Source organism: Actinomadura rugatobispora (assembly GCF_042656285.1).
In the GTDB taxonomy this organism is placed as follows: domain Bacteria; phylum Actinomycetota; class Actinomycetes; order Streptosporangiales; family Streptosporangiaceae; genus Spirillospora; species Spirillospora rugatobispora.
Genome location: NZ_JBHSON010000330.1, coordinates 1 through 527 on the forward strand (window position 1 = coordinate 1; position 527 = coordinate 527).

A 527-nucleotide genomic window follows, 5' to 3' on the forward strand; every position below is an offset into this window, starting at 1 on the left:
GGCGAGGATGCTTGAGAACTACCCTCATAAACTGACCGACTCAGACGTGGAATCTGTCGCCTCACTTTTGGCTGATCTGATTGGGCCAGTTGCAGCGTACCTTATTGAGGAAGAGTCTAAAAACCCGGCTTAAAAATTTAATTAGTAATTTTAATTACAGGAGTAATCCCGGGGATTTCTGCAATCAAATTAAGGGTAACCATGATTAATAAACAAGCATTTAAAACAGCTCAGTTATTTGTCTCTCTTGGTTATTGGTCTATAGCCATGCTTTATTTAAAAAAGGCTTACGGTAAATAAAAGTGAATAATTTAATTAGCACTTATAGACGCAGAATTTTAAAAGCGGCCTTGTTACGCCACCAGCGAAAGACTGGGAGTAGCTTACTTGTCATTAAGCTCAACAAGGGTGGGATTAGTACTATCGAATTAACTGAGATTCTTCTTGATGGATTGTTGCGAAAATTCGAGCGACTGGCGCGCGGTGAATACGGAAATGTGGAAGGTGTGAAAGCTCTTAAGGGAATT

1 protein-coding gene is annotated in these 527 nt (G+C 40.0%); it reads left to right on the top strand.

Going from position 1 to position 527, the window contains the following annotated elements; translation table 11 throughout:
• Nucleotides 1–302 precede the first annotated feature (302 nt).
• On the top strand, nucleotides 303–527 hold a 225-nt coding region (locus tag ACFPZN_RS56655), incomplete at its 3' end, for a hypothetical protein (RefSeq protein WP_378293792.1).